Here is a 13,535-nt window from a genome sequence, read left to right on the forward strand (position 1 = left end):
AATCTATGGCACTCATTGGAAAAGCATCACCAGAAGATATGAATCTCCACCCATTTCATTACAAATGGGCATACGATTTATACAATCAGGCAGTTCGAAACACTTGGTTCCCACACGAAATTGCACTTAAAGAAGATCTCGACGATTGGGAAAAAATGACAGAAGACGAACAGCATGCTGTGAAGTTCTTGATGGCATTCTTCAACCCTGCTGAGCTTATTGTGAATCGATCTATTGCTCTTGGAGTGTATCCATACTTGAAGTCTCCTGAATGTCACTTGTATCTTGCAAAGCAGATGTGGGAAGAAGCAAACCACTGTGTGGCGTTCGAATATGTACTTGAAACATTTCCATTTGATCGAGAAAAGATTTTCAATACTCACCTTGAAGTACCATCAATGGTTGCTAAAGAAGGCTTCATCAACAAATACATGAAGCGAATGATGGATGAAAACCTTGATATTGAAACAGTAGAAGGGAAGAAAGATTTCATCCGAAACCTCGTTGCAACAAACATTGTGATGGAAGGTATTTGGTTCTACTCAGGATTCATGGTTGCTCTCTCATTCCGACAGCGAAATCAGCTTCGAAATTTTGGTTCTATGATCAACTGGGTGATCCGAGACGAATCACTACACCTTAAATTCGGTATGAACCTTGTTCATAATATTCTTGAAGAAAATCAGGAACTTCTCACTGAAGAATTTGCAGAAGAAATCAGAAATATTGTTATCGAAGGAGTGGATCTTGAAACCACATACAACAAAGATTTGTTCCCAAATGGAATTCTTGGATTGAATGCTGATTACGTAAACCAGTATGTACAATATGTTGCAGATCGACGATTGGAAGAGCTTGGACTTCCAAAGCATTACAACGCAACTAATCCCGCAAAGTGGATGAGTACAGCAACTGATGTATTTGAACTTGTGAACTTCTTTGAAGCACAAAATACTAGTTATGAAGTGGATGCACGAGCTCATAGTTCAAAGAAAGAAGAGAAAGCAGCGATACCAGCTCCAGAAGTACAGGCGACTCCTATAGCTGAGTAATATTAAAACTGTGTGAAGCACTATAAAACCCCTTATGTAAAGGGGTTTTATAGTATTGCTTTTTTGCATAAATATGATATAATACTAGTTATCGTGAAAAAAGTATTATTCTTTTTATTGATGCCGATCTATATCCCGCTTTCATTATTCTTGAACGCGACATTTGATTGGTGGATGAAGTTGAGTGAGTAATCTCACTTTGCTATACTGTACTTACTAATTTCCAACTCCCATGCTTATTTCAAACACAATCTCTACCTGGTCAGGATTTGCCGCTACAATCTTTCACGTCTAACGCGAGAGGGATTTCATATACAGCAATGTACAGAAACCGCCTCTATGCGGTTTTTTGTTATTTATTTTTCTACTCATCCAATGTCTACTTCACAATCAATTCCAAATATTCAAGCACTTGTACAAGCTTGCAATGAATTACATATTTCTTATTCGTTTTATGACAGTAATCACAATTTTGTAGGTCTCAATGTAAAAAAGCCTTCGTATTTTGCTAATGCATCAACACCACTCAATGATGAATCAGTCTCAAAAATTTGCAAAGACAAGGAGTTTACATTCAAACTTGTTGGTACCATAGTACGTATGCCAAAGACCTTGGGATTTGTAAATCCGTTGTGTGATCCTCAGTATCAAAAATATGTGCAATATGATTCATATGCTGCTATAGCTTCAAAGATAGAAAAAGAATTCACGTATCCGCTAATTATAAAAATGAACTCCGGGTCGAGGGGTGCAAATATATATAAGTGCCATAATAAACAAGATGTGCTCAAAGCGCTTGCAATAATCTATAATAAACAATCGTTCCAGTATGACTATATTGCATTAGCTCAGGAATATATTAGTATTGCACGTGAGTTTAGAGTAATTATATTTAATAAAAAAGTTGTACTAGTGTATGAAAAGGACTTTAGTAAGGCTCAGTTTGTAGGTAATATAAGTCCATTTCATCAAGAAAATGCTCGAGCTTTGCATATAACTGACTCTGTATTGGTAACCAAACTACAAAACTTCATAGATCCGTTATTTAGTAGATTAGATGTTATGTTTGCGGGTCTAGATATAGTTTTAGATAAGGATGGAGACTGTTGCATGATAGAATTAAACTCAAAACCAGGTTTTGAATATTTCGTAAGAGATAATGGATATTCTGCACTCGTTGATGTATATAAGAAAATAATAAGCTACCTGAAATAACATGGCACACATATTAAATGGAAAAGAGGTGCGGGATATCATACGCAATGACTTGAAAGAGCAGGTTGCTCATTTTGCTACCAAGCCAACACTTGCAATTATTCAAGTGGGTGACAGACCTGATTCAAATGTCTATATTCGCCAGAAAAAACTTTTTGCGGAAGCTATTGGAGCTAAGGTGATTCATAATGTTTTTCCAGAAACTGTTACCCAAGAAGAACTTGTATCGACAATAGAACTCTACAATCAGGATATATCTGTGCATGGGATTTTATTACAACTACCGTTCCCACAGCATCTCAATAAAGAAGATTTGCTTGAAAAAATAGTTGCAGTGAAAGATGTGGACGGGCTTACTGCTGCAAATATAAAAGCTCTTTTTGATGAGACAGGACGGGGGCATATTGCAGCAACTGCTCGGGGAATCATCTCACTCTTAGATTTTGCAAAAATAGACCTCAAGGGAAAAAATGTTGTTATGATTGGACGGTCTTCACTTGTAGGAAAGCCCACAGCACTTGCTTGTATGCATCGCGATGCAACGGTTACTATTGCTCATAAGCACACCCAAGAATTAGAGAAAATCACACAAAATGCTGATATCATAATTGTTGCTATTGGTGATCCTGAATTTATAACTCAAAAATATGTGCGCCAAGGACAGATTGTTATTGATGTTGGTATAAATGAGATTGAACGTGATGGAAAGCAAAAATTGGTTGGAGATGTAAAATTTGAAGAGGTTGAAAAAATGGTAGATATAATTACTCCCGTACCCGGGGGAGTCGGGCCGATGACAGTAGCTTCACTTTTCCAAAATCTAATAGATGCGTATACTAGATTAAAATAATTTATATTTATGACACTTACTACTCATGCAGTAACAGGAGCTTTGGTGGGAGCAGTAGCTTCCAGTAATCCTGCTTTTGCTGCGGTAGCGGCATTTGCTAGTCATTTTTTGCTTGATGCGATTCCACATTGGGATTATTCTCTTTCTACAGTTTCTGAAGATTCAAAGAATCCACTAAATAACAATATGCAAACTAAGGGAAAGCGCTTTTATGTTGATCTCTCAAAAACTCTTTTTGATGCAGTGCTGGGGATGGCTATTGTTATCCTTGTATTTATGAATGCGCCAGTCCAAGTACTAATTGGAGCGCTTATTGGAGCAATCTTTGCTGTTGCTCCTGATCCTCTCCAATTTGTCTATTGGAAACTTCGTCTTCGTATCTTGGAACCTGTCCAAAAGTTTCATCTTTTTATCCATGCAAAAACACTGCTTAAAGATCGACCAGTAATTGGGATTGGTTCACAAATTATCTTAATCATACTAACTGTTCTTGCAGCTCATGCATTGTGGTACTAAGCGTAGTATAATGTAAGTTATTCAAGAGCTAACGTCTTAAATTATGAAGAATGGAATTTTAGTAATTATTGTTTTGTTCATAGTAATAGCTGTGTTGAGTATTATTCTCATGTTTGATATTGGAAGAAAAGCTCCAGAAAGGTATCTTTCAGTCGCAAATTTTGAGGAGTGTGCAAAAGCAGGATATCCAATAATGGAATCATATCCATCTCGTTGTTCAACCCCCGATGGTAAAACGTATACCCAAAACGTAAGCACTTCAACTATTACTATTGCAACATCAACTAAGAGTTCAAATGTACGTATGGCAACTCCACGACCTGAGGAACTTGTAAAAAGCCCGTTGAAAATTGCTGGATCAGCACGAGGAACATGGTTTTTTGAAGCATCATTCCCAGTTCAGCTTGTAGATGCCAATGGTACACTGATTGCTCAAGGTCCAGCAACAGCAAAGGGAGAATGGATGACAACAGATTTTGTGCCATTTGAAGCATCACTTGTGTTTACCAATCCCACAACAGCCACAGGAACATTAATACTTAAAAAAGATAATCCATCAGGAGATTTGGCTCGAGATGAAGAACATAGAATTCCAATAACCTTTAGTAAATAAATTTATGGAGACACTTATTCACGCAGATATATTCTTTTTTATCACCACAGTTTCACTTGTTGTGATTAGTCTTGGCTTGGTGATCGCTATTATATATCTCATAAAGATACTACGAGATATATCTGCAGTTTCACACAAAGTTAAGGATGAAAGTGCTGAAATAATCGCAGACCTCAAACATATTCGTGGTACTATAAAACAGCAAGCTTTTAGTTTTGGGGGGATAAGTCAGATAATAGGATTGATTTTTCGTCGAAAAAAATCAAAGCGGAATGAATAATAACCAATAATAATAACGTTATGGAAAAGAAAACAACACACAAAGGAAGTACCGTTGGGGAGAAAGTGGCAGCTGGACTTGGTCTTGCAGCACTCGCAGCTGCTGCAGCAGGAGCAATATTTTTATATGGTACAGATGCAGGAAAGAAACGACGAGCTCAAATTAAAAGTTGGTCCCTACGAATGAAAGGTGATGTCATGGACCGTATGGAAAAGATGAAAGATTGGAGTGAAGAATCTTATTCAGATATTGTAGATACTGTTGCAGAAAAATATAAAAACTTAAAGAATGTAGATGCAGGTGAGCTTTCGGTTATAGTTGCTGATCTCAAGCGACATTGGAAGACAATTAAAAAACATGTTGAGGGAAACACAAAAAAGAAGCCGTCAGCAGGAGCAAAGGCAAAAGCTAAGCCAAAAGCAAAAAAGAAAGTAACAGATGTAGAAGTAGTTAAAGAACCAAAGCAGGAATAAGTTTTCTTAAAAAATAATAAGAGCTCATGCAGATCATGCATGAGCTTTTGTTTTAGTTAAAAATCAACCAAATAAAGAACCCTGGAGTTCAAGCGTTGCTGCGGGGTGCTTAGCAACGCGAACGTCAACAGGGTTCGTGTTTTAAGGTGATGCAGGCCTCTCGGAAAAACCTGCACCACCCGGGAGGCGGGCATCAAGATCAAACGATCTGCTCAATACTTTACACTTATAAAATAATTTGTCAATATAGCTTAATGAAACAAAACACCTCATGGGGCAACGTTGCTGATTGGTATGCTGCTTTACTCAAAGATCCAGATAACTATCAATCACAGGTCATTTTGCCCAACCTAGTACGTGTTATGGACGTTAAACCAACTCACACGGTACTTGATCTAGCGTGTGGTACTGGTTTCTTTTCAGAAGTCTTCTGTTCTCAAGGGGGAAAGGTGATTGGTGTCGATATTTCACCTGAACTTATTGAAATTGCAAAAGCTCATGCTTCAAAAGACATCTCATTTTCCGTATCGCAAGCTCATAAGCTTCCAATGATAGAATCGGGAACAGTGGATTCTATTGCTATCGTATTAGCACTGCAAAATATTAAAGAAGCAAAAGAAACACTTACAGAATGTTTTCGGGTATTAAAGCCGGGAGGTAAAGTGTGTATAGTGCTCAATCATCCTGCATATAGAATTCCAACCGCATCTAGCTGGGAATGGGATGAGAAAAATAATAAGCAGTTTAGACGGATTGATCAGTATCTTTCAGAAAAATCTGTAGAGATCGCCATGCATCCAGGTGCAAAGCCACATGAGAAGACTGTGTCATTTCATCGACCACTTCAGTTTTATGTAAAAGCTGCACGAGCTTCAGGATTTGTTATTACGCGACTGGAAGAATGGATTTCACATAAGGCTTCACAAAAGGGACCTCGACAGCAGGAAGAAGACCGAATTAGAAAAGAGATACCATTGTTTATGCTCCTTGAATGTACGAAATTATAATCACACGGTATACTATACGTACTCTATGAACCACGAAAAACATTATGTATGCAGTGAGTGCGGAAATGTATCTAAGAATCCTGGCACATGCCAAATTGATGATTGCACTCAGCAAGGTGTAGCATTACACGAATGCCATTGTAAAAACAATAAACACGAGAGCATAGTAAATCAATTTAAATCTTCAGATGAAAATCAAGAGGCAGAAGGTTCAAAAATAAATCTTTTAGATCTCGACTCGCCAAATCCATAAGAAACAAAAAAGAATCCCTAGAGGATTCTTTTTGCTTTTATGCTTCGCAGTTTATAACTAAATATAGTTCCTATAGATAACGTAATTCCAGTAAACAAGAACAGATAATTTATTGGAAGGGTAGTAATAAATAGTTGGATAGTTAATGGAATAACTATGTAAGCCAGAGGACCAGTCATTTTATTTACACTAATAAGCCCAACATCTTGGTCAGAAATTCGAAGGAAGAATGCGTAGTCACTAGCGACTTCTACGAAGCTTGCACCCATTCGTGAGAAAAAGAGGAGCAGCATCCAGGTGGCAATACTTGTTGATGTTACTGAAAACATAAGAACTGTAGCAAGAGCCATAATTATAAATCCAACGATGAGGGTGTCTTTTTCTGTGTGCATTGCATCAAACATTCGGCCAAGCGGCGCTTCAAAAATAACAAATGGAATAAGCATCACGGTAAAGATCGCACCAATAGATTGCCAATCAAATCCAATCACATTGTGAAGATAGAGTGGTGTATAAATAACCATCACAGCATAAAAGCTTTGAAGCAAAAAATTTATAATAAATATTCTGCAAAGATCTTTATGCTTTAAAAACGTACGAACACTTTCTAGGAAGTTTACTTCTTTTAATTCGCGGGTACGAATAGTACGGAAGCTCTCTACAGTAATAAAAAGAAAAAGAGCACACAAAAGCGCAGAAATTAAATAGATTACTTGATACGAGCTTACCGAAATAATCTTTCCTACTATAAGGGGGGAGATAACAAAGGCAAGGTTCATCGAGGTTAGATACATTGATCTAATTCGTCCAATCGAAGCTTGTGTGCGGAGAGTCCCTTCTAGAAACACATCTAATCCCATGAGTAGCAAGGGTGGAAGTGCCTGATGAATTATGAAGAAAAATTTAATGAGTGCGGGATCTCGCGTTGCAAAAAGGCCGAGAAGGGAAATGATTTCTGCAAATATAACCGCTATGATTACTCTGAAATTACCAAATCGTTTAATTAAACTTGTACTAATTATAAACGCAATAAGAGTTAGAATAGCTCCGGATGTATAGAGATAACTAATAGTACGCTCACTAAAATATTCACTCAGGAAGTTTGAGTTTATATAGATAGTGAAACTGTAGTGGAGAGCTAATATAAGCGCGCCGAGATAAATAAATTTTAATCTCGAAGAAACATAACGTGGCATGTGCTTTATTATATCAGGCTCTGCTTATTTAAGACTGTTGATAAAACACCCTGTACCATTTGGTACAGGGTGTTTTATTTAGACTCCGAGTAATACTGGGATTACGATCGGTCGTTTATTTGTTTGCTGGAAGAGATACTTAGAGACATTATCTGATACAACTTGTTTTACATAATCAAAGTTGATTGGATGCTGTCCTGCAATACTTTCTTCAATTGTTTTCTTGATGATGTATCGAGTCTGCTGGAGAAGATCTTGTGATTCTCTAAGATACACGAATCCTCGAGAGATAATATCTGGACTCTTCTTGAGTTTTCCGGTGGCAGTGTTAATAGATGCAATGAGGACAAACATTCCGTCTTGTGCCAGCATTTGTCGATCTCGAATCACCACTTCCTGAATGTCTCCAACTGAGAACCCGTCTACAAGAACCATCCCTGATGGAGCTTTTTCCTTTAGTCGAACAAGCTTAGTTCCTTCGTCTCGGATTTCAACAATTGTTCCGTTGTCGGGCACAATCATATTTTCTTCTGGCATTCCTAGAGATTCCGCAAGATCTGCATGGAGCTTCAATCGGTAGTGGTTGCCGTGTACGGGCATGAAGAACTTTGGATTTACTTTCTTAAACATCCATTCAAGTTCACCCTTGTTTCCGTGACCAGATCCGTGAATATACACATCTGATGTTCGGTAGTGAATAATTTTTGCACCTTGTCGAGCAAGATTGTCTTTGAGTTTTTCTACGGCCTTTTCGTTACCAGGAATAATAGATGATGAAAGAAGAACTGTGTCTCGATTTGAAAGCTTCACATTCTTGTGTGAACGGTTACTGATTCGCATAAGGGCTGCAAATTCTTCTCCTTGAGCACCTGTTGCAAGCATAATGATTCGATCAGGTGGATATGATTCCATGTCCTGAACATTGATGATTGTGCCTTTCTTTACTTTGAGCATGCCGGCAAGGGTAGCGATTTCAATGTTTGTCTTCATTGATCGTCCTTCCATGACAACTTTCTTTCCTAGCTTTTCTGCGATTTCAATGATCTTAATCATTCGTTCCATTTGAGATGCAAATGTTCCAATGATCAATCGTCCTTTAATATTTCGAATGATTTCTTCGAGGTTTTTGTGAACTAGTTTTTCTGGGGTAGAGAAGCCAGGGTTTTCAATGTTGGTAGAGTCGTTCATCATGAATAAAATATTCATGTCTTTAAACTTGTCGTACTCATTGGTTTCAGCTTCTGTAGGAATTGTATCAGTGTGATCAAGCTTTGGATCTCCTGGGTTCACAATATTTCCGTACGGAGTTTCAATGATCACTCCCATAGAATCTGGAATAGTGTGAGTCACTGCAAAAAACTTAACGGTAAGTTTCCCAATCTGAACATGTGAATCTTTTTCAACAATTCGGATATCAAGAGGATCAAGCTGAGGAAATTCTTCCTGTCGCTTTTTGATCATAAGCGCTGTAAGGTTTCGTGTGTAAATTGGGGGATTACCAATTCGAGGCATGATGTAAGGAATTCCTCCTGTGTGATCAAGGTGACCGTGAGTGATGATCACTGCGCGGATCTTATCTTTTCGATCTTCAATATATTTTGTATTTGGAAGAATATAGTCGATACCTGGTGTGTCTTCTTCTTGAAATTGGAAACCAAGGTCAATAACAATGATGTCATCATTGAATTCAACCATCATACAGTTCTGACCAATCTGTTCTACACCTCCAAGTGGAATAACTCGAATAGTATTTGGTGCGAGTGGGGGAATGGCAATTGAGTCTGATTTCTTTGCAAATGGTCGAGCATCAGGCTTTTGCATACTTCGAGGTGAATGATCTCGGTGTGGTCGATCACGTCGATTAGTTCGTGGTTTATGTGCCGGAGAATTAGTTGGATTAGTTCCAAATGCCTTTCGGTCTGCGCTGAAAGTTCGGGTTCTATTTTGATATGGTCTTTGGTTTTGTGCTGGTGCTGGTTGTGCTTGAGGCTGAGATTGTGGGTTTTCTGGATTCATAAGTATTATTAATTTCTTCTAATTGGTTATTTTTGCTTATTTTGATGTAAAGACTTCCCAGACTTTGTCGGTACCTATATACCAATCAAGAATAGTACTAAATCGTTCACTCGGTGATGAAACTTGATTCAACTGCAATCCTTTTATATTCGGTGAAGTGACGTAAATAAAGCTTGGAGAATAGAGGAATACTGCCGGTATATCTTTTCGTATTTCTTCGTCGAATCCTTTGTATACATCAAGCCGTGTTGCTCGATCGGGAATTTGGCGAATCATCTCAAGTGCTTTATCTGCTTTTGTATTTTGATACATAGCAACGTTCAATCCTGGATCCTGTCGTTCTTTCGAATGCCAGAATGCATACAAATCAAGCTCTCTGTTTACTACCTGTCCAAATAGCAATGCATCATACTTTCTAGGCTTGATAACATTTTGATTCAAATATCCACCTTCAATGACTTTGACTGAAACTTGTGCTCCTAATTTTTGCCATTCAGTTTTAACTTTTTCAGCTACGTCCTTAAGTTCAGGAGCGTCTGATGTTGAAATTGAGAATGAAAGAGGAACAGTATCTTTACCGATCTTTTTTTCCCGGATGCCCTCAGTAGTAAGAGTCCAGCCGTTTTTTTCAAGAAGAGTTATTGCTTCATTGAGAGAGGCTGATGTATAGAGAGGGTCACGAGGGGAATCAATATCACTAGTAAAGCTTTTTGGAGCCGCGCTGTCAAGTGCTGTGCCAAATCCGTGAAGCGTACTATTGATAATAGCATCACGATCAATACTCATATTTAATGCCTGTCGGACTTCAAGTTCGGCCAATGCTTTGTTTGCTTCTTGATTAAAAAACACTGCAAATACACGTGGAAGTGATCCTGTAGTTACAGTCTTTCCTGCGACTTTAAGATCTGCAGCGACATCAGGAGAAATACTGTTTATATTATCTACATCACCAGCTTTAAATGCATCAATCATGCTTTTCTCTGATGTATAAAATTTAACAACAAGAGTTTTAATATATGGGGTACCACGAACATACCGATCAAAAGCTTCAAGATCATACGCCATAGGTACGCCATTGTCGTTTCGTTCTACCGATCCGATCTTATATGGTCCAGAGCCAATAGGTTCAACATTGAGATCACTTGCTATAAAGCTTTCTCCTTCTGCTCCTTGCCACAAATGTTGAGGCAAAATACCCATAGTTGTATTTTCAATAAATGCTGCGAATGGCTGCTTTAAAGTGAACTTCACTTCAAGGTCACTTATTTTTTCAACGACAACCCCATCCCAGTTTGCTCGTTTATTGCTTTTGATTGCTGGATCCTGTGCTTTTGAAATTGTGAAAAGTACGTCATCAGCAGTTACAGGTGTCCCATCATGAAAGACTGCAGTATTTCGTAATTTAAAAGAATAGACTTTTCCATCTGCAGAAACAGAATATGTTTCGGCAAGATCAGGAACAAATTCTCCTGTTGGATTTATTCTAAGTAATCCGGAATATACTAATGCAGATAAATCTTTATCTCCATCAGTTACAGAAAGAAGGGGATTAATAAAACGAGGAAGACCTACAACTCCTTCTGTGATTCTTCCTCCACGACTAGGTATCTCAACCATGTATGCACTATTTACTTGCAAAAGCATGGCAATAGATGACACTGAAAAGAGTGCTATTAAACTTCCTAAGAATATTTTTCCGGTAAGAGAAAGTGATGAAACAACTTTCTCAATACGACGCGTAAATGGTAAACGGAAATGCCTTGAGGGCACGAATGGTTTATCGTTCACAATATGTAGATGTTAGCTTTTATTATCGAGCAATGAGCGCAATAAGCGATGATGCAGCAAAAAGGATTGCAACGACAATAGTAGATATGAAGATAACTCTCTCCATTCCTCGTCGTGTGTGGGCTGGGGCGTTTAGGTTTTCGCCACCTCCAAACGCGCTACCTAGATCGGCTTCTGACTGTTGTAGAAGGACAAGGATAATTAAAAGCGCAGAAAGGATTATCTGGAGATACGGTAATATCGGGATGATGATGCTCATGGGCAATACTATATCATGACTTAGGAATTGTGCAATGGGTAATGTATGTTATATTTTTCGTATGAAAAAGAAAATCCAACCGCTCGGTGATCGAGTCCTTGTGCGACCAATCGTAGAGAATGAGTCAGGGAAGACCGCGTCTGGGATCTACTTGCCTGATGCTGCACGAAAAGAACAATCTGGAGAAGGGGAAATCATTGCTGTAGGAGAAGGACGATATGAAAACGGTGTACTCATCCCTATGAATGTAAAAATTGGTGATAAAGTGTTGTTTTCAAAATATGCCTATGAAGAAGTAAAGATAGATGGAGAAGACTATTACATTTTTAAATTAGAAAACATTTTAGCTGTAATTAAATAATCTATACATTTTATGGCAAAACAAATTATTTTTAGTGAAGATGCACGAAAGCGATTGAAAGCTGGAGTAGACAAAGTTGCAGATGCAGTAAAAGTAACTATTGGTCCTAAAGGCAGAAACGTAGTATTGGATAAGGGCTACGGAGCTCCTACAATTACCAATGATGGAGTTTCTATTGCAAAAGAAATCACACTTAAAGATAAATTCGAAAATCTCGGAGCAGAAATTGTAAAAGAAGTTGCAACCAAAACAAATGACGTGGCGGGAGATGGAACTACAACATCTGTGGTTCTCATGCAGGCACTTGTATCAGAAGGAATGAAGCAAACAACTATGGGAGTGAGTCCTTTGGCAATTCGCATTGGAATTGAAAAAGCTACTCAAGATATTGTGAAGGCTTTGAAAGATATGTCGAAGCAGATAAAGACAGATGAAGAAATACAACAAGTAGCAACTATCTCAGCTGAATCAGAAGAAATTGGAAGTCGCATTGCCGAGACTATTAAACGAGTTGGAAAAGATGGAGTAGTGACCGTAGAAGAATCACAGTCTTTTGGCATAGAAACCGATGTCGTAGAAGGATTGCAATTTGATAAGGGATATCTTTCTCCATATATGGTAACCAATACCGAACGAATGGAAGCAGAATTTAATGATGCATATATCCTTGTTACTGATAAAAAGATTTCTGTTATTAAAGAAGTCCTGCCACTGTTAGAAAAGCTTGTACAGAGTGGAAAGAAAGAATTGGTTGTTATTGCAGATGACGTGGATGGAGAAGCTCTTACAACATTTGTACTCAATAAACTTCGTGGAGGATTTAATGTGCTTGCGGTAAAAGCTCCTGGCTATGGAGATCGAAAGAAAGATATGCTCCAGGATATTGCATCTCTTGTAGGTGCGACTGTGATTTCTGATGATGTTGGTATTACGTTTGAAAATGCAGATCTCACAATGTTTGGCCGTGCTCAAAAAGTTGTATCTACAAAAGATTCAACGGTGATTGTTGGAGGTAAAGGAAAGAAATCTGATATTGATAAACGAGTGGGCGCATTAAAAGCTCAGCGAAGTGCATCTGAGAATAAATTTGATGTAGAGAAGCTTGATGAACGAATCGCAAAGCTTACCGGTGGAGTTGCTGTGATCCGGGTGGGAGCTGCGACAGAAACAGAAATGAAATATTTGAAGTTGAAAATTGAAGATGCTGTGAGTGCAACGAAAGCTGCGATTGAAGAAGGAATTGTTCCAGGCGGAGGAGTTGCCCTTGTAAAAGCTGCAGAAAAAGTGCGATCACAAAAGCATGGAAATATCACTCGAGATGCAGAACTTGGATATGAAATTGTTCTCAAGGCTGCTGAGGCTCCGCTAAAGCATATTGCAATGAATGCTGGAAAAGACGATGGATCTGTAGTGCTTGATAAAGTGCGCACGGGTAAAGGTAACTCTGGATATAATGCACTCACCGATGAATATGTAGATGATATGTTGAAAGCGGGAATTATAGATCCGGTAAAAGTGACACGATCTGCACTCCAGCATGCGTCATCTGCGGCAGCAATCTTGCTGACAACTGAAGTCGCAATTACTGAAGAACCTAAAGAAGACAAACCAGAAGCTGCAGGTGGTATGCCGGGTATGGGATACTAAATATAGTAT

General features: G+C 38.4%; 15 protein-coding genes. 11 read left to right on the forward strand and 4 right to left on the reverse strand.

All coding sequences use genetic code 11. The annotated features are described in order from the left end of the window. Nucleotides 1-5: 5 nt before the first annotated feature. The 9 genes from V4519_01380 (at nucleotide 6) to V4519_01420 (ending at nucleotide 6,259) form a co-directional block, all read left to right on the forward strand. The gene (locus tag V4519_01380) at nucleotides 6-1,052 is read left to right on the forward strand and encodes a ribonucleotide-diphosphate reductase subunit beta (protein MES2436637.1); all 1,047 of its coding nucleotides are present in this window, start codon (nucleotides 6-8) and stop codon (nucleotides 1,050-1,052) included. A gap of 339 nt (nucleotides 1,053-1,391) precedes the next feature. Next, nucleotides 1,392-2,267 carry an alpha-L-glutamate ligase gene (locus V4519_01385; GenBank protein ID MES2436638.1) on the forward strand — a complete coding sequence of 292 codons (876 nt, stop codon included), beginning with the start codon at nucleotides 1,392-1,394 and terminating at the stop codon, nucleotides 2,265-2,267. 1 nt (nucleotide 2,268) lies between these two features. Then, nucleotides 2,269-3,117, forward strand: coding sequence for a bifunctional 5,10-methylenetetrahydrofolate dehydrogenase/5,10-methenyltetrahydrofolate cyclohydrolase (locus tag V4519_01390; GenBank protein MES2436639.1), 849 nt, complete (start codon nucleotides 2,269-2,271; stop codon nucleotides 3,115-3,117). Between the two features lie 9 nt (nucleotides 3,118-3,126). After that, nucleotides 3,127-3,633 (forward strand): hypothetical protein, encoded by a 507-nt coding sequence (locus V4519_01395; GenBank protein ID MES2436640.1) that lies wholly within the window; start codon nucleotides 3,127-3,129, stop codon nucleotides 3,631-3,633. A 43-nt stretch (nucleotides 3,634-3,676) separates the two neighbouring features. After that, complete coding sequence (locus V4519_01400) at nucleotides 3,677-4,246, forward strand: Gmad2 immunoglobulin-like domain-containing protein (protein MES2436641.1); 570 nt, start codon at nucleotides 3,677-3,679, stop codon at nucleotides 4,244-4,246. A 4-nt stretch (nucleotides 4,247-4,250) separates the two neighbouring features. After that, on the forward strand, nucleotides 4,251-4,526 hold the full coding sequence (locus tag V4519_01405; protein ID MES2436642.1) for a hypothetical protein: 276 nt from the start codon (nucleotides 4,251-4,253) through the stop codon (nucleotides 4,524-4,526). Between the two features lie 20 nt (nucleotides 4,527-4,546). Then, nucleotides 4,547-4,999, forward strand: a complete 453-nt coding sequence (locus V4519_01410) for a hypothetical protein (protein ID MES2436643.1) — start codon at nucleotides 4,547-4,549, stop codon at nucleotides 4,997-4,999. A 254-nt stretch (nucleotides 5,000-5,253) separates the two neighbouring features. Then, the gene (locus V4519_01415) at nucleotides 5,254-6,006 is read left to right on the forward strand and encodes a class I SAM-dependent methyltransferase (protein ID MES2436644.1); all 753 of its coding nucleotides are present in this window, start codon (nucleotides 5,254-5,256) and stop codon (nucleotides 6,004-6,006) included. 25 nt (nucleotides 6,007-6,031) lie between these two features. After that, complete coding sequence (locus V4519_01420) at nucleotides 6,032-6,259, forward strand: hypothetical protein (protein MES2436645.1); 228 nt, start codon at nucleotides 6,032-6,034, stop codon at nucleotides 6,257-6,259. A 17-nt stretch (nucleotides 6,260-6,276) separates the two neighbouring features. Here the strand turns inward: V4519_01420 and V4519_01425 are convergent, their stop codons facing one another. From V4519_01425 to secG, 4 genes are all read right to left on the reverse strand, one after another. Then, on the reverse strand, nucleotides 6,277-7,455 hold the full coding sequence (locus V4519_01425; GenBank protein ID MES2436646.1) for an MFS transporter: 1,179 nt from the start codon (nucleotides 7,453-7,455) through the stop codon (nucleotides 6,277-6,279). A 78-nt stretch (nucleotides 7,456-7,533) separates the two neighbouring features. After that, complete coding sequence (locus V4519_01430) at nucleotides 7,534-9,471, reverse strand: ribonuclease J (protein ID MES2436647.1); 1,938 nt, start codon at nucleotides 9,469-9,471, stop codon at nucleotides 7,534-7,536. Between the two features lie 36 nt (nucleotides 9,472-9,507). Next, complete coding sequence (locus tag V4519_01435; protein MES2436648.1) at nucleotides 9,508-11,259, reverse strand: peptide ABC transporter substrate-binding protein; 1,752 nt, start codon at nucleotides 11,257-11,259, stop codon at nucleotides 9,508-9,510. A 22-nt stretch (nucleotides 11,260-11,281) separates the two neighbouring features. Then, nucleotides 11,282-11,518 (reverse strand): preprotein translocase subunit SecG, encoded by a 237-nt coding sequence (gene secG / locus V4519_01440; GenBank protein MES2436649.1) that lies wholly within the window; start codon nucleotides 11,516-11,518, stop codon nucleotides 11,282-11,284. 61 nt (nucleotides 11,519-11,579) lie between these two features. Here secG and V4519_01445 point away from each other — a divergent pair, with 61 nt between their 5' ends. Both V4519_01445 and groL read left to right on the forward strand, forming a co-directional pair. After that, on the forward strand, nucleotides 11,580-11,879 hold the full coding sequence (locus V4519_01445; GenBank protein MES2436650.1) for a co-chaperone GroES: 300 nt from the start codon (nucleotides 11,580-11,582) through the stop codon (nucleotides 11,877-11,879). A gap of 12 nt (nucleotides 11,880-11,891) precedes the next feature. Next, nucleotides 11,892-13,526, forward strand: coding sequence for a chaperonin GroEL (gene groL / locus V4519_01450; protein ID MES2436651.1), 1,635 nt, complete (start codon nucleotides 11,892-11,894; stop codon nucleotides 13,524-13,526). Nucleotides 13,527-13,535 lie beyond the last annotated feature (9 nt).

The sequence above is a fragment of the Patescibacteria group bacterium genome, assembly GCA_040387855.1.
Lineage (GTDB): Bacteria > Patescibacteriota > Minisyncoccia > Phycocordibacterales > JAKAEA01 > JAZKCY01.

Bases quoted from the DNA above. Each gene is read 5' to 3' on its own strand.
- V4519_01415 (MES2436644.1), top strand. From the start codon at position 5,254: ATGAAACAAAACACCTCATGGGGCAACGTTGCTGATTGGTATGCTGCT.
- V4519_01405 (MES2436642.1), top strand. From the start codon at position 4,251: ATGGAGACACTTATTCACGCAGATATATTCTTTTTTATCACCACAGTT.
- V4519_01395 (MES2436640.1), top strand. From the start codon at position 3,127: ATGACACTTACTACTCATGCAGTAACAGGAGCTTTGGTGGGAGCAGTA.
- V4519_01385 (MES2436638.1), top strand. From the start codon at position 1,392: ATGCGGTTTTTTGTTATTTATTTTTCTACTCATCCAATGTCTACTTCA.
- V4519_01430 (MES2436647.1), bottom strand. From the start codon at position 9,471: ATGAATCCAGAAAACCCACAATCTCAGCCTCAAGCACAACCAGCACCA.
- V4519_01400 (MES2436641.1), top strand. From the start codon at position 3,677: ATGAAGAATGGAATTTTAGTAATTATTGTTTTGTTCATAGTAATAGCT.
- V4519_01410 (MES2436643.1), top strand. From the start codon at position 4,547: ATGGAAAAGAAAACAACACACAAAGGAAGTACCGTTGGGGAGAAAGTG.
- V4519_01425 (MES2436646.1), bottom strand. From the start codon at position 7,455: ATGCCACGTTATGTTTCTTCGAGATTAAAATTTATTTATCTCGGCGCG.
- groL (MES2436651.1), top strand. From the start codon at position 11,892: ATGGCAAAACAAATTATTTTTAGTGAAGATGCACGAAAGCGATTGAAA.
- V4519_01380 (MES2436637.1), top strand. From the start codon at position 6: ATGGCACTCATTGGAAAAGCATCACCAGAAGATATGAATCTCCACCCA.
- V4519_01420 (MES2436645.1), top strand. From the start codon at position 6,032: ATGAACCACGAAAAACATTATGTATGCAGTGAGTGCGGAAATGTATCT.
- V4519_01445 (MES2436650.1), top strand. From the start codon at position 11,580: ATGAAAAAGAAAATCCAACCGCTCGGTGATCGAGTCCTTGTGCGACCA.
- V4519_01390 (MES2436639.1), top strand. From the start codon at position 2,269: ATGGCACACATATTAAATGGAAAAGAGGTGCGGGATATCATACGCAAT.
- secG (MES2436649.1), bottom strand. From the start codon at position 11,518: ATGAGCATCATCATCCCGATATTACCGTATCTCCAGATAATCCTTTCT.